The sequence below is a fragment of the Polynucleobacter sp. MWH-Loch1C5 genome, assembly GCF_018881775.1.
Classification (GTDB): domain Bacteria; phylum Pseudomonadota; class Gammaproteobacteria; order Burkholderiales; family Burkholderiaceae; genus Polynucleobacter.
Map to the genome: position 1 here is coordinate 714,985 of NZ_JACVPR010000001.1, position 23,567 is coordinate 738,551.

The 23,567-nt window shown below is 46.1% G+C and carries 26 protein-coding genes; 1 reads left to right on the forward strand and 25 read right to left on the reverse strand.

The genetic code is table 11. The features are described from left to right. Position 1 precedes the first annotated feature (1 nt). Genes tatB through hisB form a run of 9 tightly spaced genes read right to left on the reverse strand, consistent with a single transcriptional unit; the run spans position 2 to position 4,840 of the window. Entirely contained in the window at positions 2 to 538 is a 537-nt protein-coding gene (tatB, locus tag ICE94_RS03570; protein ID WP_216148941.1) for a Sec-independent protein translocase protein TatB, read from the reverse strand. Between the two features lie 33 nt (positions 539 to 571). After that, on the reverse strand, positions 572 to 799 hold the full coding sequence (gene tatA, locus ICE94_RS03575; protein ID WP_216148944.1) for a Sec-independent protein translocase subunit TatA: 228 nt from the start codon (positions 797 to 799) through the stop codon (positions 572 to 574). Between the two features lie 13 nt (positions 800 to 812). Next, positions 813 to 1,172 carry a histidine triad nucleotide-binding protein gene (locus ICE94_RS03580; protein ID WP_216148946.1) on the reverse strand — a complete coding sequence of 120 codons (360 nt, stop codon included), beginning with the start codon at positions 1,170 to 1,172 and terminating at the stop codon, positions 813 to 815. 6 nt (positions 1,173 to 1,178) lie between these two features. Beyond that, the gene (locus ICE94_RS03585) at positions 1,179 to 1,550 is read right to left on the reverse strand and encodes a phosphoribosyl-ATP diphosphatase (protein ID WP_216148949.1); all 372 of its coding nucleotides are present in this window, start codon (positions 1,548 to 1,550) and stop codon (positions 1,179 to 1,181) included. A gap of 14 nt (positions 1,551 to 1,564) precedes the next feature. Next, the gene (hisI, locus tag ICE94_RS03590; RefSeq protein WP_216148952.1) at positions 1,565 to 1,936 is read right to left on the reverse strand and encodes a phosphoribosyl-AMP cyclohydrolase; all 372 of its coding nucleotides are present in this window, start codon (positions 1,934 to 1,936) and stop codon (positions 1,565 to 1,567) included. A 38-nt stretch (positions 1,937 to 1,974) separates the two neighbouring features. Continuing rightward, complete coding sequence (gene hisF, locus ICE94_RS03595; RefSeq protein ID WP_216148955.1) at positions 1,975 to 2,733, reverse strand: imidazole glycerol phosphate synthase subunit HisF; 759 nt, start codon at positions 2,731 to 2,733, stop codon at positions 1,975 to 1,977. Between the two features lie 29 nt (positions 2,734 to 2,762). After that, the gene (gene hisA / locus ICE94_RS03600) at positions 2,763 to 3,503 is read right to left on the reverse strand and encodes a 1-(5-phosphoribosyl)-5-[(5-phosphoribosylamino)methylideneamino]imidazole-4-carboxamide isomerase (protein WP_216148958.1); all 741 of its coding nucleotides are present in this window, start codon (positions 3,501 to 3,503) and stop codon (positions 2,763 to 2,765) included. Between the two features lie 9 nt (positions 3,504 to 3,512). Beyond that, positions 3,513 to 4,208 carry an imidazole glycerol phosphate synthase subunit HisH gene (hisH, locus tag ICE94_RS03605; RefSeq protein ID WP_255539075.1) on the reverse strand — a complete coding sequence of 232 codons (696 nt, stop codon included), beginning with the start codon at positions 4,206 to 4,208 and terminating at the stop codon, positions 3,513 to 3,515. 44 nt (positions 4,209 to 4,252) lie between these two features. After that, positions 4,253 to 4,840 carry an imidazoleglycerol-phosphate dehydratase HisB gene (hisB, locus tag ICE94_RS03610; protein ID WP_216148961.1) on the reverse strand — a complete coding sequence of 196 codons (588 nt, stop codon included), beginning with the start codon at positions 4,838 to 4,840 and terminating at the stop codon, positions 4,253 to 4,255. Positions 4,841 to 4,959: 119 nt separating this feature from the next. Between hisB and hisC the strand changes: the two genes are divergently transcribed. Continuing rightward, on the forward strand, positions 4,960 to 6,021 hold the full coding sequence (gene hisC, locus ICE94_RS03615; protein ID WP_216148964.1) for a histidinol-phosphate transaminase: 1,062 nt from the start codon (positions 4,960 to 4,962) through the stop codon (positions 6,019 to 6,021). 19 nt (positions 6,022 to 6,040) lie between these two features. Here hisC and hisD read toward each other — a convergent pair whose 3' ends face one another. The 16 genes from hisD to ICE94_RS03695 form a co-directional block, all read right to left on the reverse strand. After that, positions 6,041 to 7,375: a histidinol dehydrogenase gene (hisD, locus tag ICE94_RS03620; RefSeq protein ID WP_216148967.1), complete on the reverse strand. Its 1,335-nt coding sequence runs from the start codon at positions 7,373 to 7,375 to the stop codon at positions 6,041 to 6,043. 27 nt (positions 7,376 to 7,402) lie between these two features. Then, complete coding sequence (gene hisG / locus ICE94_RS03625) at positions 7,403 to 8,044, reverse strand: ATP phosphoribosyltransferase (protein ID WP_216148970.1); 642 nt, start codon at positions 8,042 to 8,044, stop codon at positions 7,403 to 7,405. Positions 8,045 to 8,111: 67 nt separating this feature from the next. Next, a complete protein-coding gene (murA, locus tag ICE94_RS03630) occupies positions 8,112 to 9,395 on the reverse strand; it encodes a UDP-N-acetylglucosamine 1-carboxyvinyltransferase (RefSeq protein WP_216148974.1) in 1,284 nt (427 codons plus the stop codon). Between the two features lie 26 nt (positions 9,396 to 9,421). Next, a complete protein-coding gene (locus tag ICE94_RS03635; RefSeq protein WP_216148977.1) occupies positions 9,422 to 9,658 on the reverse strand; it encodes a BolA family protein in 237 nt (78 codons plus the stop codon). Between the two features lie 41 nt (positions 9,659 to 9,699). Continuing rightward, positions 9,700 to 10,521 (reverse strand): ABC transporter permease, encoded by an 822-nt coding sequence (locus tag ICE94_RS03640; RefSeq protein WP_216148981.1) that lies wholly within the window; start codon positions 10,519 to 10,521, stop codon positions 9,700 to 9,702. After that, a complete protein-coding gene (locus ICE94_RS03645; protein WP_216148983.1) occupies positions 10,514 to 11,257 on the reverse strand; it encodes an ABC transporter ATP-binding protein in 744 nt (247 codons plus the stop codon). Before ICE94_RS03645 ends, ICE94_RS03640 begins: the two co-directional genes overlap by 8 nt. After that, positions 11,254 to 11,508, reverse strand: a complete 255-nt coding sequence (locus tag ICE94_RS03650; RefSeq protein WP_216148986.1) for a lipid asymmetry maintenance protein MlaB — start codon at positions 11,506 to 11,508, stop codon at positions 11,254 to 11,256. The genes ICE94_RS03645 and ICE94_RS03650 overlap by 4 nt, the downstream gene beginning before the upstream one ends. Position 11,509: 1 nt before the next feature. Further along, positions 11,510 to 12,133, reverse strand: coding sequence for a phospholipid-binding protein MlaC (locus tag ICE94_RS03655; protein ID WP_216148989.1), 624 nt, complete (start codon positions 12,131 to 12,133; stop codon positions 11,510 to 11,512). Between the two features lie 134 nt (positions 12,134 to 12,267). After that, positions 12,268 to 12,981, reverse strand: coding sequence for a VacJ family lipoprotein (locus ICE94_RS03660; protein ID WP_216148992.1), 714 nt, complete (start codon positions 12,979 to 12,981; stop codon positions 12,268 to 12,270). Positions 12,982 to 13,075: 94 nt separating this feature from the next. After that, entirely contained in the window at positions 13,076 to 13,546 is a 471-nt protein-coding gene (gene mlaD, locus ICE94_RS03665) for an outer membrane lipid asymmetry maintenance protein MlaD (RefSeq protein ID WP_216148994.1), read from the reverse strand. Positions 13,547 to 13,584: 38 nt separating this feature from the next. Then, a complete protein-coding gene (gene mlaE, locus ICE94_RS03670; RefSeq protein ID WP_216148997.1) occupies positions 13,585 to 14,373 on the reverse strand; it encodes a lipid asymmetry maintenance ABC transporter permease subunit MlaE in 789 nt (262 codons plus the stop codon). Further along, positions 14,370 to 15,203, reverse strand: coding sequence for an ABC transporter ATP-binding protein (locus ICE94_RS03675; protein WP_216149000.1), 834 nt, complete (start codon positions 15,201 to 15,203; stop codon positions 14,370 to 14,372). The genes mlaE and ICE94_RS03675 overlap by 4 nt, the downstream gene beginning before the upstream one ends. Positions 15,204 to 15,248: 45 nt before the next feature. Then, positions 15,249 to 16,712, reverse strand: coding sequence for a glutamate synthase subunit beta (locus ICE94_RS03680; protein ID WP_216149003.1), 1,464 nt, complete (start codon positions 16,710 to 16,712; stop codon positions 15,249 to 15,251). A 22-nt stretch (positions 16,713 to 16,734) separates the two neighbouring features. Then, the gene (locus ICE94_RS03685) at positions 16,735 to 21,483 is read right to left on the reverse strand and encodes a glutamate synthase-related protein (RefSeq protein ID WP_370623772.1); all 4,749 of its coding nucleotides are present in this window, start codon (positions 21,481 to 21,483) and stop codon (positions 16,735 to 16,737) included. A 252-nt stretch (positions 21,484 to 21,735) separates the two neighbouring features. Then, positions 21,736 to 22,431 (reverse strand): transposase, encoded by a 696-nt coding sequence (locus tag ICE94_RS03690; protein WP_216149005.1) that lies wholly within the window; start codon positions 22,429 to 22,431, stop codon positions 21,736 to 21,738. Positions 22,432 to 22,446: 15 nt separating this feature from the next. Continuing rightward, positions 22,447 to 23,565, reverse strand: coding sequence for a deoxyguanosinetriphosphate triphosphohydrolase (locus ICE94_RS03695; protein ID WP_370623773.1), 1,119 nt, complete (start codon positions 23,563 to 23,565; stop codon positions 22,447 to 22,449). Between the last annotated feature and the right edge of the window lie 2 nt (positions 23,566 to 23,567).

Sequence of the window (23,567 nt, forward strand, 5' to 3'; positions counted from 1 at the left end):
CTTAAAAGAATGATTTAGGCGTTTTGATTTGAGTCGCAGCTCTTCTGTGACGTTTGACTCTAGCGGCACCCGATTGAATTTTCATTTTCACGCCAGCACTACGTTTGTACCACTGTGGCATCGCCGAGCGTTTAACACCCCAACTGTCTCTGCCTTGCCTCAAATTGGTTTTTGGCTCTCGCAAGGGGCTGACTGTATAGCTGTCGTAATCAGAGAATGCATCGTATTCAGAAAGGCTGGTAGTCAGTTCAGAGCCGACTTTGCCGACACTCTCCTCAACATTTTGTGCCACGTTCTCCATCTCTTTGACTGTGGACTGCACATCCTGCATGGCCTTCTTGGCCTCTTCCTGCATTTTCTTGAGCTCTTCTAGCTCGACTTGCTTATTGACTTCGCTTTTGACTTCAGACATGTAGCGTTGGGCACGACCCATGAGGTTGCCCGCCATGCGGGCCACTTTAGGTAAGCGCTCAGGGCCCACCACCACGAGTGCCACAACGGCAATCAGGGCGAGCTTGGAAATGCCAAGATCAATCATGTCTGTGAATACCCATCCTGCGATGGGAAGCGATTAAGACTTGTTGACGTCTTTAGCTTGAACGTCGACAGTTTTACCGTCTTGGTTCTGGGCTGGGATTTGCTCAGCAGCTTTTTCTTCTTGAGAGCCTTTCATACCATCTTTAAAGCCCTTGACTGCACCACCCAAATCAGAACCGATATTACGTAGTTTCTTAGTACCAAATACTAAGAGCACAATCACTAAAACAACTACCCAATGCCATACGCTAAACGAACCCATTATTAGCTCCTAATTAGTTTTTCTTCCACGGACGCGGACCACCCATGATATGCATGTGTAAATGGTAAACCTCTTGTCCACCGTCTGCGCCATTATTGATTACTACACGAAAGCCCCCGGATTCGCCAGGGCGGCAGCCTTGCTCGATTGCAAGACGCGGTGCAATGGTTAACATTCTACCCAGTATTGCCTCATCTTGGCTATTGGCATCCATTAAATTTTTAAAATGACGCTTAGGCACAATCAGAAAGTGAACCGGGGCCGCTGGGTTAATGTCATGAAAAGCAAAGAGCTCTTCATCTTCATAAACCTTTTTGCTGGGGATTTGCCCCGCAATAATTTTGCAAAAAATACAGTTTTCTGCGTGACTCATGACTTTTTAGCTCTTTCTTAAAGCTTTTTCGGCAATTCCAGATGTGCCTTCACGGCGCTCTAACTCAGCAATGACGTCTTCAGGACGTAAATTGAATTGCGCCATCGCAACCATGCAGTGAAACCATAAATCGGCAAACTCACCGACCAATTTAGCCTGGTAAGCAGGGTCTAGGTCATGAAAGCGACTATCTTTGGCAGCCATCACAGTCTCAGCCGCTTCTTCGCCAATTTTTTTCAAAATGGCATCATCACCCTTACTAAATAGTTTGGCAATATAAGAAACATTAGGGTCTGCTTTGCCTGCCTTAAAGTCAGCCATGCGCGCATCAACCACATCTGCTAAGCGCTTGAGTGCATCGGTTGTATGAGTTGTCATGCTTGGAATTTACCTTATTTTTGCCATCTCAAGGAAGACGCTTGATTGTCTAGATCTCTAAAAAAGCAAGAGTGCGCACCTGTATGACATGCAATACCATCGATTTGCTCTACTTTGATCAGCAAGGTATCACCATCACAATCTAAATGAATACTTTTGATAATCTGAAAGTGGCCCGACTCTTCACCTTTGTGCCATAGCTTGTTTCTGGATCTTGACCAATAGACTGCTTGGCCAATTTCTAGGGTCTTGATAAAAGCAGCTTCATTCATCCAAGCCATCATTAGTACATCACCACTACCGTACTCTTGCGCAATGACTGGTACGAGCCCTTGCTCATTCCAGGCAATCTCTTTGAGGAGGTCTTGGTATTTATTGTTTTCCATGGCATAAGCCTAGCATTGTTTTGCGCTTGTATTTGCTTTTATAAACGTACAGGGATGCCACGGCTATGCATTAAGGCCTTAGCCTGTCCTACGGTGTATTCACCAAAGTGAAAAATACTGGCTGCTAAGACTGCATCTGCATGACCTGTAGTAATACCTTCTGCTAGGTGCTCTAGATTGCCGACTCCACCCGAGGCAATCACCGGAATAGGTACTGCATCACTGACGGCACGCGTGAGCGCTAAGTCAAAACCATTTTTGGTGCCATCACGATCCATACTGGTGAGCAAAATTTCTCCAGCGCCCCGCTCTGCCACTTCCTGTGCCCAGGCAATCGCATCAATGCCTGTATTTTTTCTACCGCCATGCGTAAAGACTTCCCAATGATTCTCGGCTGTTTGTTTAGCATCAATAGCCACCACAATGCATTGCGAGCCATACTTTGCTGCAGAATCAGAAACTAAATCAGGGTTAGCTACAGCTGCCGAGTTCATGCCTACCTTATCAGCACCGGCATTGAGTAATCTGCGCACATCAGCCACAGCTCGCACACCGCCACCCACAGTCAAAGGTATAAAAACTTGAGAGGCAACATCTTCTATGATGTGCAGAATCAAGTCACGCTCATCCGATGTAGCAGTAATATCTAAGAAGGTAATCTCATCCGCACCCTGCTCATCGTAGCGTCTGGCAATCTCTACTGGGTCACCGGCATCACGTAACTCTACAAAGTTCACACCCTTGACCACGCGACCGGCCGTCACGTCTAAACAAGGAATAATACGTTTACTGAGCATGAGTAATTAGTAGTGATAATTCTGTTTATTTAAGATGTCTTGGCATCCGCATGTTTTTGCGCTTTGGCCAAATCTAAATCACCGGTATAGATCGCGCGACCGGCAATCACTCCCATGACACCATCATCTTGTGCTGCGCACAGTGCATCGATGTCTTTCATATTGGATAGGCCGCCGCTAGCAATGATCGGGATATTGACTGACTGAGCGAGTTTGACAGTGGCTTCCATATTGATGCCCTGTAACATGCCATCACGGCCAATATCGGTATAGATGATGGCTTCAACGCCATAGTCTTCATATTTTTTTGCAAGGTCAATCACTTCATGGCCGGTGAGTTTGCTCCAACCATCTGTTGCGACTTTGCCATCTTTAGCATCAAGACCGACCATGATGTGGCCACCAAAGGCTAAACAGGCTTCTTGTAGAAATCCTGGGTTTTTAACTGCGGCCGTACCAATAATGACGTAACTCAAACCATCATCGAGTAAACGCTCAATAGTTTCTAGATCACGTATACCGCCACCTAATTGCACAGGAATATCATCACCCACTGCTTTAAGGATAGACTTAATCGCTGCCTCATTCTTAGGCTTACCTGCAAAAGCACCATCAAGATCAACCAAATGCAAACGACGCGCACCTTGGCTGACCCAGTGCTTTGCCATTGCCGCAGGGTCTTCTGAGAATGTCGTGGCTTTATCCATATCGCCTTGCTCTAGGCGAACACAATGACCTTGTTTGAGATCAATAGCAGGGATCAATAACATGATGTGAGACTAAATGTTCCAGTTAACGAAATTTTTATATAAGCGCAAACCATATTCTGCACTTTTTTCAGGGTGAAATTGTGTCGCAAATAAATTATCACGTGCGACCGCACAGGTAAACCAAGCGCCGTAATCTGTTTGGCCCACAATATGTGCAGGGTCTTCCGGTACCGCATAGTAGCTATGCACAAAATAGAAGCTGGTCATATCGGGGATGCCTTGCCACAGCGCATGCTCTTGGGTTTGACGAACCTGATTCCAACCCATATGCGGGACCTTAAAGTGGGAACCATCGGCTTGCTGGCGACCGGCTAAATCAAAACGAATCACTTTACCGGGTAAGAGTGCCAAGCCTGGCGTGACTGCTGGGCTGATTGCTTGAGAGTGTTCAGTGTATTTTGGAGTGCGTACTTCTGTGCTGGATTCAAAAAGCATTTGCTCGCCCACACAAATTCCTAGCATGGGTTTGTTTTTACTCGCATCCAGTACAGCGTCCAGTAAACCGGAGTCCTTTAAATGACTCATGCAATCCGGCATAGCTCCCTGCCCAGGCAAAACAACTTTATCAGCCTGTGCGATGGTACTTGCATCAGTAACAATCTCAATATGTGCTTCAGGAGCAGCATGCATCATGGCTTGCGCAACTGAGCGCAGATTACCCATGCCATAGTCAACGATTGCAATCCTGGGGGTTTGTTTAGACAAAATCGACTCGATTAAAAAAGCTCAATAAAGCTTTAGCCTAAGACTTATAGACTTCCCTTAGTAGACGGCACGACTCCACCTGCACGTGGATCGAGTTCTAAAGCCATGCGTAGCGCACGACCAAATGCTTTGAAGACTGTTTCAATTTGGTGGTGCGCATTGATACCGCGAATATTGTCGATATGCAAAGTCACGCCCGCATGGTTGACAAAGCCGCGGAAGAATTCAATAGTCAAATCAACATCAAAGTCACCAACGCGTGCACGTGTGAAAGGCACATGGAACTCAAGGCCTGGGCGACCTGAAAAATCAATCACCACTCTTGATAAAGTCTCATCCAACGGCACATAAGAGTGGCCATAGCGTGTAATTCCTTTTTTGTCTCCCACAGCTTTAGCGATGGCTTGACCTAAGGTAATACCGATATCTTCTACGGTGTGGTGATCATCAATATGCGTGTCACCCTTGGCCTTGACGGTCAGGTCAACCATGCCATGACGGGCGATTTGATCCAACATATGGTCCAAAAAAGGCACGCCGGACTGCAAATCTGCACGACCAGTGCCGTCCAAATTGAGGTCAATCTCAATTTGAGTCTCTGAGGTATTGCGTTTGACGTTCACTTGTCTCATGCCGTAATGATATCACCCCTTCCCCGTTTTGCTAGTTTGGATCATGATAAAAGGCAGGCTTTTCAACCACTTGAGCCAAAAACGAGGAAAATAGAGTTTTTGCTAATGTTGAGTGCATCATGAGTCGCTTTTGGAGTAAAACTGTTCAAGAACTAACCCCCTATGTTCCTGGGGAACAGCCCAAGCTCACGCAACTCATCAAACTCAACACCAATGAGAGTCCCTATGGGCCCTCCCCGAAAGCTATTGCAGCGATTAGCCAAGCTAATAGCGAACTCTTACGTTTGTACCCAGACCCAAACTCCGATGCTTTAAAACAGTGTATTGCTCGGAATTATCACTTGCAAGCCAATCAGGTGTTTGTGGGTAACGGTTCAGATGAGGTTTTAGCGCATGTATTTTTAGGCTTACTCAAACACGACAAAGCGATTCTGTTTCCGGATATCACCTACAGTTTTTATCCTGTCTATTGCAAGCTCTATGGGATTGATTTTGAGACAGTGCCACTTAATGCTGAGTTTGCGATTGATATCAAAACCTACCTAGGTAAAGCCAACGGTGGAATTATTTTCCCCAACCCCAATGCACCAACCGGTCGCGCCCTAGCCTTAAGTGATATTCGTGAGTTACTTGAACATAATACAGAGAGCGTAGTCGTGGTCGATGAAGCTTATGTTGACTTTGGTACTGAATCAGCCAGCACTTTGATTAATCAATACCACAACCTCTTGGTATCACACACCCTATCTAAATCAAGAGCTTTAGCAGGTCTGCGTGTTGGCTATGCCATGGGTCATGCTGATTTGATTGCTGGTTTAGAACGAGTCAAGAATAGTTTTAACTCTTACCCGATTGATCGCCTGGCAATGGCTGGGGCAATTGCGGCCATCGATGATCAAAAGCATTTAGAAACAATCAGCTCAGCAGTCATCAAAAGTCGCGAGGCCCTGATCGCAGATTTGAATCAGCTAGGCTTTGAAACGATTCCATCCCAAGCGAACTTTATTTTCACCTGCCACCCCAAACACGATGCAGGTCAATTGGCTCAGGCCTTACGTGAGCGTCACATCATCGTGCGACACTTTAAGCAAACTCGTATCGATCAATACCTACGCATCACAATTGGTACCGATGAGCAGTGCGCAGCCTTAGTCAAAGCACTTCAAGCAATTTTGGCTTAATTTTTAGTTAGCTTTTAGTTTATTGCTTAGAGTTCTTAAGGCGCATCTCAGCTGCCCTAGCGTGAGCTTGCAGACCTTCACCATGGGCGAGCACACTTGCGATATGTCCAAGTTGATCGGCACCTTCAGCACTCACTTCAATCATGCTCGAGCGTTTGACAAAGTCATAGACGCCCAAGGGTGAAGAAAAACGTGCCGTGCGCATGGTTGGCAATACATGATTAGGGCCGGCACAGTAATCGCCCAGAGATTCTGAGGTATATGGGCCCATGAAGATCGCGCCTGCATGACGAATTTGCTCGGCCCAATGACGTGGGTTTTCTGCACAAATTTCCAAGTGTTCTGCAGCAATCGAATTCGCAATCTCACAAGCCTCACCCATATCTCTAACCTGAATCAATGCGCCACGCCCTGTTAAAGATGCGTGAATCACGTCACGTCTTGGCATGTCATTGATTAAGCGATTGATACTCTCTTGAACCTGTTCAATAAATTGAGCATCAGGGCACAAGAGTATGGATTGCGCCAGCTCATCATGTTCAGCCTGCGAGAACAAGTCCATCGCAATCCAATCAGGATTTGTTTTGCCATCACAGAGTACTAAGATTTCTGATGGGCCGGCAATCATATCAATACCGACCGTACCAAATACACGACGCTTTGCAGCAGCCACATAGGCATTACCTGGGCCAACGATCTTATCTACTGCTGGAATAGTTTCCGTGCCAAAAGCCAGAGCCCCTACCGCTTGTGCACCACCAATCGTAAAGGCACGATCCACACCAGCAACTGCAGCGGCGGCCAATACGAGAGGGTTCTTCGTACCATCTGGGGTAGGTACCACCATGATGACTTCTTTCACACCAGCAACTTTGGCTGGCATTGCGTTCATCAGTACTGACGACGGATAGGCAGCCTTACCACCCGGCACATATAAGCCGACACGATCTAAAGGGGTTACCTTTTGACCTAAACGAGTACCATGCTCATCCGCATAATCCCAAGAGTGACAACCAGACTCTTGCTTTTGTTTTTCGTGATAACTCTTCACACGCGCTGCAGCTGCCTCTAGGGCAGTGCGTTGCTCAACAGGCAAACTAGCGAGCGCTTGCTGAAGATCGGCTTGCCTTAACTCCAAGGCTGAGACGCTCTTGGCTTGCTCAGCACTGAGGCGATCAAAGCGCTGGGTGTACTCTAAAACAGCAGCATCACCCCTTGCTTTAACGTCGGCCAAGATTTTTGCTGCCGCTTGATCAATCGCCTCATCATCAGCTTCTGAAAAAGCCAATAGCATCTTCAACTGATTTTTAAAATCAGCGGTTTGGCTATTGAAGCGTTGAACAGGGCAGCTCATGATTTTTTAATCGATCTCAATTTCGTTTTAAGCAGTTTGTGCAAAAGCATCTAAAAACGGTTGTAGTTCTGCACGACGACGCTTGTAAGCAGCTTGATTGATCACTAAGCGTGAACTAATTTCTTTAATCACTTCGACTTCTTTTAGTCGATTGGCTTTCAGAGTATTACCGGTGGAAACTAAATCAACAATCGCATCTGCTAGTCCGACAAGTGGTCCTAACTCCATCGAGCCATAGAGCTTAATAAGGTCAACGTGCATACCCTTATTGGCGAAGTGTTCGCGAGCCTGTTGCACATACTTGGTAACGACCTTAAGACGTGCGCCTTGGCGTACCGCACTGAGGTAATCAAAATCGTCTCTTACGGCGACTGACATGCGGCATTGGGCGATTCCTAAATCAATCGGGGCATATAAACCGTCCATACCATGCTCAGCAAGTACGTCATAACCAGCCACACCAAAATCAGCAGCGCCATATTGAATATAAGTTGGTACATCAGAGGCGCGCACAATGATGACTCTTAATTTAGGATTGGAAGTCCCAAGAATCAGTTTGCGCGATTTCTCAGGATCATCAGCCACAGTGATACCTGCCTTAGCGAGCATAGGCATGGTTTCTTCAAAGATGCGGCCTTTTGAGAGCGCGAGGGTCAGAATTTCAGACATGACTCTATTATTTCATGCTTTGCGGGTCTTATCAGACCCGCTCAGGTTTATTTAGAAATATCAGGGCTTACTGGATACGGCTGATATTGGCGCCTACAGCTGCCAATTTTCTTTCCATACGGTCATAACCACGGTCAAGATGATAGATACGATCTACTATGGTTTCACCTTGAGCAGCTAAACCAGCAATTACTAGACTGGCTGAGGCCCTTAGATCTGTGGCCATAACAATGGCACCAGACAAATGATTAACCCCCTCGGTCATTGCCGTATTGCCTTCAATCGCGATTTGGGCTCCGAGGCGATTGAGCTCTTGAACGTGCATGAAGCGATTCTCGAAAATAGTTTCGGTCACTCGTGAACTACCCTGAGCAATGGCATTCATGGCCATGAACTGCGCTTGCATATCCGTGGGGAAAGCTGGGTATTCAGAAGTTCTAAAACTAACCGCCTTAGGTCTTTGCTTGATTTGTACATGAATCCAGTTATCCCCAGTCTTGATCGACAAACCTGCTTCACGTAATTTTTCAATGACGGCATCTAAAGTATCAGGACGCGCATTCTTTAGTAGCAAGTCTGCACCTGTCTCACCCATAATGGCTGCAGCACACATGAAGGTGCCTGTTTCGATACGGTCAGCAATCACGGCATGTTGGGCCCCATGCAGCTTGGCCACACCTTCAATCACCAATTTATCGGTACCTATGCCACTAATCTTTGCGCCCATTTTGACGAGTAATTCTGCCAAATCAGTAACCTCAGGCTCACGCGCTGCATTCTCAAGGACGGTTTTTCCTTGCGCCAAGACAGCGGCCATTAAAAGATTTTCTGTTCCCGTGACTGTGATCATATCGGTCACAATCTTGGCGCCCTGCAGCGCTTTGTGGCCCTCGCCAAAACTAGCCTGTATATAGCCATGCTCAATGCTAATCGCCGCGCCCATAGCCTTTAAGCCTTTGATATGTTGGTCTACAGGCCTTGCCCCAATCGCACAACCACCAGGTAGCGAAACTTTGGCACGACCAAAGCGTGCTAACAGTGGCCCCAAAACCAAGATAGAAGCCCGCATGGTTTTCACAAGCTCATAAGAGGCTTCTGGAGTATGAATATCTGAAGCATCCAAAATCACGACCGAGCGATCATCAGGCTTAGGGAAAGTAACTTTCAAACCCATCTGCATCAAAATCTTCAGAATCGTTCTCACGTCCTGAAGATCAGGAAGATTAGATAGCTGAACAGGCTGATCAGTCAGTAGTGCGGCACACAAAATGGGCAGAGCAGCATTTTTTGCCCCTGCAATTTGAATCTCGCCAGCAAGTGCTTGGCCACCAAGTATGCGTAATTTATCCATGCGCCACATTGTAGTGGCGCATGGACCTAAGCCTGAAATTCTTCGGGAGTTAAGGTTTTAAATGAAAGCGCATGAATTTCTGCTTTCATACGATCGCCAAGTACGGCGTAAACTTTTTGATGTCTTTGCACAGGTCTTAAACCCTGAAACTCAGGACTAACAATGGTTGCAAAAAAGTGTTGACCATCGCCTTCAACTTCAATATGGGTGCAATTTAATCCCGCTTGAATATAGGCTTTCACTTGTTCTGGAGTGGGTAGCATGATTTAAGTATTTATTAGTTCAATCTGTACTGCTGATCTGATTAGTGTCTTAATTTATAGCCTTTAGCCAACATACGAATCGCAATGCTAGCCACAATGAGAAAGAATGTTGCCACAATCGCTAAAGACATCCAGGGAGATACATCAGAAACCCCAAAGAAGCCGTACCTAAAGCCATCAATCATGTAAAAGAATGGATTGAAATGAGAAATGGTTTGCCAAATACTAGGTAAGGTATGTATCGAGTAGAAGACGCCTGAGAGCATGGTGGCAGGCATGATGAAGAAGTTCTGAAAGGCTGCTAATTGATCGAACTTTTCTGCCCAAATACCCGCAATCAATCCTAGAGCACCTAGTACTGCGGAGCTTAAGAGAGCAAATAAGACGATCCAAAGAATGGCATAGGCTTGTAGATCCACAAAACCGATGGTGGCCATCAGGACTCCGAGACCCACCACGACACCGCGCAGCATGGCAGCCAACACATACGCCAAGAAGAACTCCAAATGCGACAAAGGTGCCAAAAGAACAAAAATGAGGTTGCCTGTGATTTTCGACTGAATGAGTGATGAGGATGTATTGGCAAATGCATTTTGTAATAAGCTCATCATCACTAAACCCGGAATTAAGAAGGCGGTGTAACTAATCTGTTCATAAACTTTCACATGGTCTTCAAGCACATGACCAAAAATCATCATGTACAAAATCGCTGTGAGCACCGGAGCTGCAACAGTCTGAAAACTTACACGCCAAAAACGTTTCACTTCTTTATAAAAAAGAGCAAAGAAACCGCTTGTCTCCTGAGCCAAAACCGGTATTGAGGTCTTTTGTAGAGTATTTGGCAATTCTTGATGATTACTCATGATGGGCCCCTGCCATGATTTGCATGAAAACATCTTCTAAATCAGCTTTACGCTGATCATCATGGCTTACTCTAGCTAATAAGTTCTTAGTCGTATCCAGAGCAACAATTTGGCCTTGCTTCATCATCGCTATGCGATGACAAAGTTGTTCTGCCTCTTCCAAATAATGCGTTGTAAGAACGATGGTGTGGCCTTGTTGATTGAGTCTTGAAATAAATTGCCAAAGCGACTGACGCAACTCAACATCGACTCCTGCAGTGGGCTCATCTAAAACAATCACAGGTGGCCGATGGACCAACGCTTGTGCTACCAAAACGCGACGCTTCATGCCGCCAGAGAGTGCGCGCATGTTTTTATTGGCTTTGTCAGTGAGTCCCAAGTTCTCCAGGATTTCATCAATCCAGTCGGCGTTATGCTTGATACCAAAGTATCCGGATTGAAACTCTAAGGTTTCTCGCACAGTAAAAAATGGGTCAAAGACGAGCTCTTGTGGAACAATTCCTAGACGACGTCTAGCCTCTCTAAATTGGGCTTGCACATCAAAACCCATTAAAGTCGCAAAGCCACTCGTGGGTTTACAAAGGCCAGCCAAGATGGAAATCAAAGTCGTCTTACCCGCACCATTGGGGCCTAAGAGTCCAAAGAATTCTCCTTCTTCAATATCTAGGTTAATTGACTGCAAAGCTGTCAAAGAACCGTATTGCTTCGTGAGATTTTTAAACGATATCGCGCTCATTGAGTAACAAATTCTGTAACGCCATAAACCTGGGCCAAGCTTTTAAGCTTTTCTGGGGCATTCAGAATTGTGACTTGCTTGGCAGCACGCTTGGCGGCCATGAATAGACTAATAGCACTTGAATCAAATTGCTCTAAGGCCTGACACTCCACAGTGATAGCATCCCCCGTGTTTGCCAATTGAGTGATGGCATCAATGAGTGCCTCCACATTACTGTGGTCAATCGTTGGGGGGACAACAAAAGTAGGCATATTACTTACCTGCTGCTAAAGCAGCATTACGTTGCTGTAAAAACTGAACCAATCCTTCAATCCCACCCTTACTGACCTGGTCATTGAATTGGTTACGATAGGACTCAACGAGCCAAGCACCCAACACATTGATGTCATAGACTTTCCAACCATCATTGGTTTTCTCGACACGATAGTCAATTTGAATGGGCTCACCCTTGCCAATCACCACTGTGCGCACGATGACATCTGTTTCATCTGCTGCAGCTCTAAATGGCTTGTACTGAATCTTTTGATCTCTCACTTGTGCCAAAGCCCCTGAGTAGATCCGAATCAAAAGATTTTTAAATTCTTGCGTAATTTGCTCTTGTTGTGCAGGTGTAGCTTTATTCCAATTTCTGCCCATTGCTAGGCGAGTTGTTTTCTGAAAATTAGAATACGGTAGGATTTTTTGATCAACGAGAGTATTAATTTTTCTCAGATCACCGGCTTGTATCGCCTTGTCATTTTTGATGGTATTCATAACATCTTCAACGACAAACTTGACTAAGCCATCAGCCGTATCTTTATTTTGTGCGTGAGCAAATCCTAGGTTTAATAAACCTAGACAAGCTAAAGTCATCACTCTAAGAAAATATCGTTTCATTCTCATTCTTTATCCAATCCAACAATCCTATTTACGGGCATAGGCAAGACCCCGCACTATTTATATTGCTATTGTATTGGTTTACAGCAGATTAGGCTCTATACACTCCCAAAAACATGGGGGGGAAGGAAAGCTTAATCTTCTTCTTTGAGAGGAGGTGGATTGCCATCAAAGACCTGATTACGACGGCGCTGTAAATAAGAATCTCTAATAAAGCTGTAGCGATCAAAGGCTGCGGCATCAACCAGTTGTTCAGCATCAAGCAGATTGGCGCGCAAATTAATAATACGTAAGCCTGTAATGCCTATCTTCTCATCACTATTAAGACGATCAGAATTAAGTACAAAGTCGGTATAAATATCAAAACCAAAACCCACACCGTCTCTGACGGTGCTAGGCCCGAAGAAAGGTAAAACGAGGTAGGGGCCTTGAGGGACACCCCAGACCGCGAAAGTTTGACCAAAATCTTCAGGGTGTTTTTCTAGGCCCATATCGGTGGCTACATCAAAGATACCCAAAATACCCAAGGTTGAGTTCACCACAAAACGACCAATATCACTCACCGCATCCATGGGCTTGCCCTGCAGGAGATTATGGCCCGCGTTGTAGATATCTAAAATATTCTGAAAAAAGTTTGTAATACCTTTACGAACTGGCTCTGGCAAAACAAAGCGGTAGGCCTCTGCAACCGGTTTAATAGCGTACTCATCAAGCTTTTGGTTGAACTCAAAGACCCCACGATTAAAACCTTCTAAGGGATCAATCTTCGCAACACGCTCACTCTGTGGTGCCACAGTAGCGCAAGCAGATAAAACCAGCACACCTGCAACTAATATTAAGCGCTGCATGCTAAAGGTCCAAAATTTAGCCAAGAGTTTCATGATTGTTTCACTCAATTTTTTTTATTAATGAATCGATAACTCTTCTATGTATTGCTATAACTTATTTTTTATCTGGGGTTTCCGAAGCTTTGTTGTATAGAAATTGTCCGATTAAGTTTTCTAGAACGATCGCTGATTGAGTTTGCGTTAACTTACTACCCTGGGCAATCATAGCCTCATCACCACCGGCCTCTAAACCAACATACTGCTCACCTAGAAGACCTGAAGTCAAAATTTTTGCTGAAGTATCTTTAGGAAATTTATAACGCTCTTCTAGGGCTAGAACGACAGTTGCTTGATAACTTTGATCATCAAAACGAATTTCTTTAACGCGACCAACAACAACACCGGCACTCTTAACAGGTGCCCGAGGCTTTAAACCACCGATATTGTCAAAACGTGCGCTCACCTCATAGGTTGGCTGGAAAGTAAATGAACTCATATTGCCGGCTTTTAAGGCAAGAAACAATAGCGCCAAAATGCCTAAGACAACAAATAAACCAACCCAGATATCTAATGTTTGTTTTTTCATAATCGATTACAAAATCTATAAACCTTTATAACACCTTTTTAGCTAGAGAACATCACAGCTGTTAAAAGGAAGTCCAAACCTAACACCGCCAAAGAAGCAATCACCACGGTGCGCGTTGTGGCTCTTGCCACACCTTCAGGGGTGGGCTTTGCTTCATAGCCTTGGTAAAGCGCAATAAATGTCACCGCAATACCAAAGACAAAACTCTTGATCACACCATTACCCACGTCTTTCACTACATCTACGCCCGCTTGCATTTGTGACCAGAATGCCCCGTCGTCTACACCAATCAAAGGCACGCCCACGAGATAACCTCCCATGACACCTACTGCGCTAAAAATAGCAGCCAAGATAGGCATCGCAATAATGCCTGCCCATAGGCGCGGGGCAATGACTCTAGATAATGGGTCAACAGCCATCATTTCCATGGCAGAGAGTTGTTCACCGGCTTTCATGAGACCAATCTCGGCGGTGAGTGATGTGCCAGCGCGTCCCGCAAACAAGAGTGCGGTGACTACAGGGCCTAGCTCTCTAACCAATGACAGCGCCACTAAAAGTCCTAAGGCTTGTTCAGACCCATAACGATTTAATGTGTAATAGCCTTGTAAACCCAGAACAAAACCAACAAACAGTCCTGAGACAGCAATGATGACAAATGAGTAGTTGCCGACAAAATGTATTTGGTCGCTCACTAAACGAGGTCTTTTGAGTAATGGTGCTGAGCGGCGCATGATGGTTACGAACATGCGTGAGGCAAAACCTAAACCCGCGAGATTTTCTCTGACAAAAGCACCAAGACTAGCTAAAGATTGAAGTACGGGATTCATGAACGTACTCCAAAATCATCACGGATATTCTGGGCTGGATAATGGAAAGGCACAGGGCCATCGGGTTCTGCAGCTACAAATTGTTTCACAAATGGGTCTGTGGAAACACGCAGATCATCAGGAGTGCCTTGAGCTGCAATCTTGCCATTAGCAATAAAGTAAACGTAATCAGCAATCTCAAAAGTTTCTGGGATATCGTGAGTGACCAAAATACTAGTGGCACCCAATGCTTGATTCATGTCTCTGATTAAGCGCGCCGTGATACCCAAAGAAATAGAATCTAAGCCAGCAAAAGGCTCGTCATACATGATGAGTGGCGGGTCTAGAGCAATAGCGCGCGCCAAGGCAACGCGTCTAGCCATGCCCCCTGAAATTTGTGAAGGCATCAAATCTCGCGCACCTCGTAAACCCACTGCATTGAGTTTCATGAGCACAAGATCCCGAATCGTTTGCTCTGATAGCTGAGTATGCTCTCTGAGTGGGAAAGCCACGTTATCAAAGACACTCATATCAGTAAAAAGTGCGCCAAATTGAAACAGCATGCCCATGCGACGTCTCGCCTGCATGAGCGCTGCGGTATCCATTTGCCCAACGTCTTGCCCTTCAAAAAGAACTTGTCCTTGTTGGGCGGCGACTTGGCCACCAATCAAACGTAAGACAGTGGTTTTGCCACAGCCTGAACCCCCCATGACTGCCACGACTTTGCCACGCGGAAACTCCATATTGAGTCCAGACAAAATCGTACGTTCCCCCGGAGCATAGGAGAAGTCTACGTTTCTGAGAGAAACGATCGAGGTATTGGAATCTTGTGGGTGAAAAGCTGCCGTCATGTTTATTTTTAATATCTATAACGGCAGTTTATCAATAGATCATGATTAGCGCGGTAGAACGCTAGACCCCATCAAGAACTCGTCTACTGCGCGAGCGCACTGACGACCCTCACGGATCGCCCAAACAACGAGTGATTGGCCGCGACGCATATCGCCAGCTGCAAATACTTTAGGCACATTGGTGTAGTAGGCTTTTGCGCCTTCAGTCGCTGCTTTGGCATTACCTCTGGCGTCTTTTTCAACACCAAATGCATCGAGTACTGTTTGTACTGGTGAAACAAAACCCATGGCTAGCAAAACTAGATCGGCTTTCATCTCAAACTCACTACCGGGGATTTCTTGCATCTTGCCGTCTTTCCATTCCAGACGTACACCGATGAGTTTTTCTACTTTGCCGTTTTTACCTTCAAAACGCTTGGTAGCCACTGACCAGTCACGCTCACAACCTTCTTCATGAGAAGTTGAAGTGCGTAACTTGGTGGGCCAATAAGGCCAAACCAAAGGCTTATTCTCTTGCTCAGGAGGTTGTGGCAATAACTCAAACTGCGCCACAGATTTTGCGCCGTGACGATTGGATGTGCCTACACAGTCTGAGCCTGTGTCGCCACCACCGATCACCACCACATGCTTACCGTCGGCTCTAATTTGGTTCTTACCATCACCGGCAACTTCTTTATTTTGCGGAATCAAGAACTCCAAAGCAAAGTGAATACCTTCTAGCTCACGACCTGGTACAGGCAAATCTCGTGGCTGCTCAGCGCCACCAGAAATCACCACTGCATCAAAGTCTTTTTGTAATTGCTCCGGAGAAACTGTTTTCTTGGCGTAGTTTTTAACTTCCTTACCCGGCGCATCTTTACCAACAAAAACACCTGTCTCAAACTTCACGCCTTCAGCTTCCATTTGCGACACACGACGGTCAATTAATTCTTTTTCCATCTTGAAGTCAGGAATGCCGTAACGCAAGAGACCGCCTACACGATCATTCTTTTCAAAGAGCGTGACATCATGACCGGCACGCGCTAGCTGCTGAGCGGCAGCCATACCTGCAGGACCAGCGCCCACTACAGCGACCTTCTTGCCAGTCTTCTGTTTAGGCAATACTGGTTTGACCCAACCATTCGCCCATGCCTTATCAATAATGGCGTGTTCAATGGATTTAATACCCACCGGATCTTCATGTATCCCTAAAGTACAAGCAGCCTCGCAAGGTGCCGGGCAAATACGGCCCGTGAACTCAGGGAAGTTATTGGTAGAGTGCAAAACCTCAATCGCGTTTTGCCAATCTTGTTGATAAACCAAATCATTAAAGTCAGGAATGATGTTGTTCACTGGGCATCCGTTATTACAAAACGGGATACCACAGTCCATGCAACGCGCACCCTGAACTTTTGCTTCGTCATCGCTTAAGGCCATAACGAATTCTTTGTAATGTTTAACGCGCTTCGTTGGCTCTTCGTAATGCTCACTTAAGCGCTCAAACTCCATAAAACCAGTGACTTTACCCATGGCTATTCCTCTTTATCTATTCTTAAACGGCCGCAGCCTGTTTATTGCCCTGTGAACGCTCCCACAACTCACCCAATGCGCGGCGATATTCTGTGGGGAAGACTTTCACAAAGCGTGCTCGTGATGAATCCCAGTTGGCCAAAATAGCTTTGGCACGCTCTGAACCGGTGTGCTTAAAGTGGCGCTCCACTAAACCTTTGAGAATCACTTCATCCGTTAAGCGCTCACCACCCTCTTTCACATTCACGGGTGCATGCCACTCTGATTTTGGCATCTTGGCTTCTTGCTCAGCGCTAGGTAATACTGCTTCCAATGTCACCATACTAGTGTTACAACGCTTCGCAAAAAGACCATCTTCGTCGTACACATAGGCCACCCCGCCGCTCATACCGGCAGCAAAGTTACGCCCTGTCATACCGAGCACCACGACCGTACCTCCAGTCATGTACTCACAACCATGGTCGCCTGTACCTTCAACAACCGCAATCGCACCAGAGTTACGCACTGCAAAGCGCTCACCAGCGACCCCATTAAAGAAGGCTTCGCCACCGATCGCACCATAAAGCACTGTATTACCCACGATGATGTTTTGGGCAGTATCCCCACGGAACTCATGAGGTGCACGAACAATCACACGACCGCCTGACAAACCTTTACCCACGTAGTCGTTACCGTCACCGACCAAATCCATCGTAATGCCGTGAGCTAAAAATGCTGCAAAGCTCTGACCCGCTGTACCGTTTAACTGAATATGAATCGTATCTTCAGGCAAACCTTCATGACCATAACGTTTAGCCACCTCACCGGAAAGCATGGCGCCCGCCGTGCGGTTAACGTTCTTGATTGGCTGAATAAATGAAACACGCTCACCTTTTTCGAGAGCGGCTTTTGATTTTTCAATCAAGGTGTGATCCAGCGCAGTTTGCAAACCGTGATCCTGTACTTCCACTTGATAACGTGGCACTTCTGCAGGAACATCAGGAGCTTGGAAGATCTTTGCAAAATCCAAGCCCTTAGCCTTCCAATGCTCGATACCTTTTTTCATATCGAGCAAATCAGTTTTACCAATCAACTCATCAAATTTCTTAATACCTAATTGCGCCATGATTTCACGAACTTCTTCAGCGATAAAGAAGAAGAAATTCACAACATGCTCAGGTTTGCCTGAGAATTTCTTACGCAACTCAGGATCTTGTGTTGCAACACCCACAGGGCAGGTATTCAAATGGCATTTACGCATCATGATGCAGCCCTCAACAACCAAGGGTGCCGTTGCAAAGCCAAACTCATCAGCACCTAAGAGCGCGCCGATGACAACATCGCGACCCGTCTTCATCTGACCATCCGCCTGTACACGAATACGGCTGCGTAGACCATTGAGAACTAAAGTCTGCTGCGTTTCTGCTAAACCAAGCTCCCAAGGTGAGCCAGCATGCTTGATAGAAGATAAAGGTGAAGCCCCTGTACCGCCATCGTGACCAGCAATTACAACGTGGTCAGCTTTTGCTTTAGCTACACCCGCAGCCACAGTACCTACACCCACTTCAGAAACTAGCTTCACAGAAATATCTGCTTGGCTATTCACATTCTTAAGATCGTGAATCAACTGAGCCAAATCTTCAATCGAATAAATATCATGGTGTGGTGGCGGAGAAATCAAACCAACGCCAGGCACTGAGTAACGGAGCTGGCCAATATAGTCAGACACCTTGCTACCAGGCAATTGTCCGCCCTCACCAGGCTTAGCACCTTGGGCCATCTTGATCTGAATCTGATCTGCAGAAGTCAGGTACTCAGCGGTCACACCAAAGCGACCAGAGGCAACTTGCTTAATCTTAGAGCGCAGCGAGTCGCCTTCAGACAATGGGATGTCTGCTTTGACGATATCGTCGCCAATGATGCTAGCCAAGGTTTCGCCTTGCTTGATCTTGATACCCTTGAGCTCATTACGATAACGCTTGTTATCTTCACCACCTTCACCAGTATTTGACTTACCGCCAATACGGTTCATCGCAATCGCTAAAGTTGCATGCGCTTCTGTAGAAATAGAACCCAATGACATCGCACCCGTTGCAAAACGTTTAACGATTTCTTTAGCAGGCTCAACCTCATCTAATGGAATTGCTTTGCTTGGGTCTACCTTGAACTCAAATAAGCCACGCAAGGTCATATGACGCTTGCTTTGATCATTGATGATATTCGCGTACTCTTTATAGGTTTGGTAACCGCCTTTTTCTGGGCCTTGACGAGTCGAGTGCTGTAACTTAGCAATCGAGTCGGGTGTCCACATATGATCTTCGCCGCGAATACGGAAAGCATACTCGCCACCAGCATCGAGCATGTTTGCTAGTACAGGATCATTACCAAAGGCGAGGCTATGCATACGCAGAGCTTCTTCAGCGACTTCAAACACACCAATACCACCGACGTTTGATGCTGTCCCTTTGAAGTATTTATCAATTAATTCTTTTGACAAACCAATGGCTTCAAAAATCTGTGCGCCGGTATAAGACATATAAGTCGAAATACCCATCTTCGACATGACTTTTTGTAAGCCCTTACCGATGGCCTTTGTGAAGTTCTTGATAACTTTTTCAGCTGACAAATCGCCTTTGAGATCTTGGGCCATTTGTGCCAAAGTTTCCATCGCCAAATAGGGATGCACTGCTTCAGCACCATAACCTGCCAATAGTGCGAAATGATGAACTTCTCTGGCACTACCAGTTTCTACAACTAAGCCTGTAGAGGTTCTTAAACCTTTTTCTACGAGGTGTTGATGAATCGCTGAAGTTGCTAAGAGTGCTGGGATGGCCACATGACTGGCGGCTACTTGACGATCACTGATGATCAAAATGTTATAGCCCGAGTTCACAGCATCAACTGCTTCAGCACATAAAGAGGCTAAGCGTGCTTCAACACCATCTTTACCCCAATCGGCCGGATAACAGATATCCAACTCGTAAGAGCGGAACTTACCACCCGTGTAATGCTCGATATGACGGATCTTGGCAATATCTTCAAAATCCAATACTGGCTGAGAAACCTCTAAGCGCATTGGAGGATTGATATTGTTGGTATCTAATAAATTAGGCTTAGGACCGATAAATGAAACCAATGACATCACGAGGTTTTCGCGAATCGGGTCAATTGGAGGATTAGTCACCTGCGCAAACAACTGTTTGAAGTAGTTATAGAGTGGTTTGTTCTTGTTTGAAAGCACAGCCAATGGGCTATCGTTACCCATAGAACCAATCGCCTCTTCACCAGCTTGTGCCATTGGCGCCATTAAGAACTTCACGTCCTCTTGCGTATAACCAAAGGCCTGTTGACGATCTAAGAGGCTCGCTTGTGGGCGAATATTTTCTGCATCAGCTTTGGCATCAGCAGCTTGCACATCAATTTCATCGAGCTTGATGCGAACTGCATCAATCCAGCTCTTATAAGGTTTTGCTTTTGCTAAAGCATCTTTGAGCTCAACGTCATCAATGATGCGACCCTGTTCCATATCAATTAAGAACATCTTGCCTGGCTGTAAGCGCCATTTTTTAACAATCTTATTTTCTGGGAAGGTCAGTACGCCAGCTTCTGATGCCATGATCACCAGGTCATCATCGGTCACGTAATAACGTGCTGGGCGCAAACCATTACGATCCAAAGTTGCACCGATCTGACGACCATCGGTAAAGGCAATCGCTGCTGGGCCATCCCATGGCTCCATCATTGCTGCGTGGTATTCGTAGAAAGCACGACGGTTGTCATCCATGAGCGTATGTTGTTCCCAGGCCTCTGGGATCATCATCATCATCGCGTGCGCCATGGGGTAACCAGCCATCACGAGTAGCTCTAAACAGTTATCAAAACTGGCTGTGTCTGATTGGCCTGGGTAAATCAAAGGCCACAGTTTTTGTAAATCATCACCTAATACAGGTGAGCTAATCGCACCTGTTCTGGCATTGATCCAGTTCACATTACCCTTCACGGTATTAATTTCACCGTTGTGCGCAATCATGCGATAGGGGTGAGCCAACTCCCACGCAGGGAAAGTGTTTGTTGAGAAACGTTGGTGCACAAGCGCCAAAGCTGAGACCACACGTGGATCTTTCAGATCGTCATAGTAGGCGCCCACTTGGTTTGCCAATAACAGACCCTTATAGACAACGGTACGGGCCGACATAGATGTCACGAAATACTCTTTACCGTGCTTCAGTTGTAGATCTTGAATCGCATGACTCGCTGTCTTACGAATCACATACAACTTACGCTCCAGAGCGTCTGTTGTCATAATGTCCCGACCACGGCCGATGAAGATTTGACGAATCACTGGCTCTGTCTTACGAACGGTCGGTGACATCGGCATGTTCTTGTCGACTGGCACATCACGCCAACCCAACATGACCTGACCTTCAATACGAACTGTACGCTCTAACTCTTGTTCGCAGGCTAGGCGAGAAGCTCTTTCTTTAGGTAAGAACACCATACCTACGCCGTACTCTCCGGCAGGTGGCAAGTGCACACCTTGTTTTGCCATTTCTTCACGATAGAACTCATCAGGTATCTGAATCAAGATACCGGCACCGTCGCCCATTAAAGGATCTGCACCGACTGCACCACGGTGATCGATGTTCTCCAAAATCTTTAGACCCTGGGTCACGATGTCATGTGTTTTTTTACCCTTGATGTGCGCTACAAAGCCAACACCGCAAGCGTCGTGTTCATTTTGTGGGTCATAAAGACCTTGCGCCGCAGGGCGCAATACTGGCGTAGTATTCACGGATACGTTCCTATCTAGTAGACGAGCCTCATTTATTCTTCGGTAGAGGCAACACCCCCCTCACTTTTACGGGGTTTTGATTGGACTATAGGGGAATACCCGAGCACTTGCAATAGAAAAATATTAGTGTCTGTCACTAATTTATTTATGATCCCTCCGCCACCGCTCAATAATTAGGGACAGGAAAATATGGGTCAGCACATTATTGGTTTCTAAACGGCACTATTTTGGTGAACTGAGGGATTTTTTGGTTTATTTGACGACTTGTTTTTTAGGGCGGCCCGCCTTACGAATGACCATGGGGCGGTTGAGTTGGCTACCTAAACTGGCTAGGAGTTCTTCAGAGAGGAGCGGCCATCCATAATTGAAGTGTTTACTCACTTTATCTAGATCTACGGAAGATAAATGGTCTGCCAATAAGCTAGTCCAGGCTAGTTGACGCTCAAAGGGGGTATTACCTAAAGCCCAATACTGGGGATGATCATTGATCCAGGGGATTGTTTCTTGTCCCGTATGGTGATTTGCCGTTGACCAAGCCCAGTCACCCGGTTTTTGTACCAAATGCTGAACGACCGGCGCTTGCTCGATGAATTGTTGGGCTTTAATAAAAAACTGTTCGGCTTCAATCAAGCAAGAGCGAAAGCGCCCCTCCCACAGAGTTCCGGTCGTTTGATAGCGGTGATGTGAGTAATGTGCATAACGACGGCCCAAGGATTGCATGACCTTGGCTAGGCTTTGGGTATGCTTAGGCGTAGCTAGGATTTGTGCCTGATTTTGCGTTAGAACATAAGCGTGTATTGCTAATTCATGCTCACGTGCAGCATCTCTTAGCCACTCTAGATAGGTTCTGCGGTCAGCATCATCCAAAAAAATAGCCTGCCCTTGATGGCCTCGCACAGAGGCATACATGGGATAACCCGGCAAAACGAGTCTTGGTAAACGCGCCATAGCGTTAGGATACCCCTATGAGCTTAAATGACGCAAAAACTCTTTTTCGGCATAACGATCGGTCATACCCGCAATGTAATGGGAAATACGTCTGGTTAATTGATCTTGAGGACGAAAATCCGCAGGTATTAACTGGGGGTTATTGAGATAAACCGCAAAGAGTTGCTTCACGCATTCTGCCGCTTTTGTGGTTTGTAATAGCACCTGCTCATGTCGATACAGGTTTTTGAACAAAAAGCGCTTCATTTCTATAGCCTGCTCACGCATTGAATCTGAAAAATCAATAATCTTTGGTAAGCGCCTCACATCATCGAGAGACTGTGGCTGTAATTGCTGAATGCGTGCTTGGCTCGCCTTGACCAAATCATCTACCAAAACATGGATGATATGACGCACTACTTCACAGACCATGCGTCGACCGATCAATTGTGGATATCTTGCTTGAACAAGCTCTCTTTGTGAACGCCATAGACTGACTTCGCTGAGTTGTTCAATTTGTATGAGACCCGAGCGCACCCCATCATCGATATCATGATTGTTATACGCAATCTCGTCGGCAATATTAGCTAGCTGAGCTTCCAAACTAGGTTGCTGACCTTGCAAAAATCGCTCACCCAATCGCCCTAATTGTTTAGCATTATTTTTAGAGCAATGCTTCAAAATACCTTCGCGCGTTTCATAGGTGAGATTAAGACCATCCCAACCTGCATAACGCTCTTCAAGAAAATCAACGACCCAAAGACTTTGTAGGTTGTGTTCAAAACCACCATAGTCACGCATACACTCATTTAGCGCATCCTGGCCAGCATGTCCAAAAGGAGTATGCCCTAGGTCATGAGCAAGGCTAATGGCTTCTACTAAATCTTCATTCAGCTGCAAACGCCTCGCAACTGCGCGACCAATCTGAGCAACCTCTAAGCTATGAGTTAAACGAGTACGAAAGTGATCACCCTCGTGATTTAAAAAAACTTGAGTCTTGTACTCTAAACGCCGAAACGCTGTGGAATGAATAATCCTGTCTCGGTCACGAGAAAAAGGATTACGTCCTGAGCGACTTGGCTCTGCTGGCTCAGTATGCTCTCTACCTAAACTATTCACCTCAGAGACTGCATAAGGGGCCAAATTGAATGGCATCA